Below are 1,290 nucleotides of genomic sequence, written 5' to 3'. Positions count from 1 at the left end.
ATCCTCGGCGGCTGGATCACCGACAGCTACAGCTGGCCGTGGATTTTCTTCATCAACGTGCCGATCGGCCTGTTCGCCGCGTGGGTGGTGACCCAGCAGATGAAAAAGCGCCCGGTGGTCACCAGCCGCCAACCGATGGATTACGTCGGCTTGATCGCGCTGATCATCGGCGTCGGCGCGTTGCAGATTGTCCTCGACAAGGGCAACGATGCCGACTGGTTCGAGTCCGGTTTCATCGTGATCGGTTCGGTGATTTCGGTGGTGGCCCTGGCGTTCTTCGTGATCTGGGAAATGACCGACGAACACCCGGTGGTCAACCTGCGCCTGTTCGCCCATCGCAACTTCCGTTACGGCACCATTGTGCTGATTCTGGGCTATGCCGGGTTCTTCGGAATCAACCTGATCCTGCCGCAGTGGCTGCAGACGCGCTTGGGCTACACCGCGACCTGGGCCGGTTTTGCCGTGGCACCGCTGGGGATCCTGCCGGTGCTGCTGTCGCCGTTTGTCGGCAAGTACGCGCCGCGATTCGACATGCGCGTGCTGGCGGGCGGGGCGTTCCTGGCCATCGGCCTGAGCTGTTTCATGCGCGCAGGTTTCACCAATGAAGTGGACTTCCAGCACATCGCCATGGTGCAGCTATTCATGGGGATTGGTGTGGCGCTGTTCTTCATGCCGACCTTGACCATCCTGCTCTCGGACCTGCCGCCGAGCCAGATTGCCGACGGTTCGGGGTTGGCGACGTTCTTGCGGACCCTGGGCGGTAGTTTTGCGGCGTCGCTGACCACCTGGATCTGGATTCGTCGTGCCGATCAGCATCACGCCTACCTGACCGAAAGCATCACCCCGTTCGATCCGGCGACCCGCGAAGCGCTGACCCATCTGGGCGGGGCAGGGGCCAGGGCCTATACGCAACTGGAGCAGACGGTGATCAGCCAGGCGTACATCATGTCCACGGTGGACTACTTCACCTTGCTGGGCTGGATGTTCATGGGGCTGATATTGATTGTGTGGCTGGCCAAGCCGCCGTTTACTGCCAAGGCGGGGCCTGCGGCTTCAGCGGGACACTAAACACCGCACAACCCCTGTAGGAGCGAGCCTGCTCGCGATAGTGGTGGATCAGTCAACAGAGATATTGAATGTTAATCCGCTATCGCGAGCAGGCTCGCTCCTACAGGGGTTTGTGTTTGGTAGTTAGTTCGCGGGTGCAGCCAGTTGTGGTGGCGGAGTGAAATCAAAGGGCGCCAGCGCAAACCCTTGCTCATCCACCTGTAACGCCCACCCTTGGCGATC

1 protein-coding gene and 1 pseudogene are annotated in these 1,290 nt (G+C 60.9%); one reads left to right on the top strand and one right to left on the bottom strand.

Translation table 11 applies throughout. The annotated features are described in order from the left end of the window. The coding region (locus ACXRVY_RS29715) for a DHA2 family efflux MFS transporter permease subunit (RefSeq protein ID WP_458239045.1) at positions 1-1,068 on the top strand (1,068 nt) is incomplete at its 5' end. A 123-nt stretch (positions 1,069-1,191) separates the two neighbouring features. On the opposite strand, the pseudogene ACXRVY_RS29710 reads toward ACXRVY_RS29715, so the two are convergent. Next, positions 1,192-1,290 (bottom strand): annotated as a pseudogene (locus ACXRVY_RS29710) (UDP-2,3-diacylglucosamine diphosphatase); the annotation flags it as partial.

Source organism: Pseudomonas sp. P5_A2_2, assembly GCF_054177685.1.
This window is presented reverse-complemented; position numbering and strand designations above follow the sequence as displayed.